Below are 330 nucleotides of genomic sequence, written 5' to 3' on the forward strand. Positions count from 1 at the left end.
TGTAGCCTTACCCTTTTTAGGACATCTCTAAATTCAACAATTTTTCTTTAATATTGGTCGTTTCGGGGAAGAATTCTTCCCCGAAACGGTCTTTGTATTCCCTAGGTGGTATATCTCCCAAAGCGGAGTGGGGATGCTTCCTGTTGTATTCCTCCCTCCATTTATCGGTCAGGGTTCTTATCTGGTGCAGATCGTTGAACCAATATGCATCCAGTACATCTTCCCTATAAAACCGGTTCAGGCGTTCCATATAACCATTTTGCATGGGCTTTCCAGGTTGAATGAACCTTAGTTCGACCCTTTTCCTTTTGCACCATTCGGCCAAGGTCT

1 protein-coding gene is annotated in these 330 nt (G+C 43.9%); it reads right to left on the reverse strand.

The features are described 5' to 3' along the window. Positions 1 to 16 precede the first annotated feature (16 nt). A partial coding sequence (locus tag MWU82_RS24415) for a transposase (protein WP_247098338.1) occupies positions 17 to 330 on the reverse strand: 314 nt, incomplete at its 5' end.

It is taken from the genome of Arenibacter sp. S6351L (genome assembly GCF_023016025.1).
GTDB lineage: Bacteria > Bacteroidota > Bacteroidia > Flavobacteriales > Flavobacteriaceae > Arenibacter > Arenibacter algicola_B.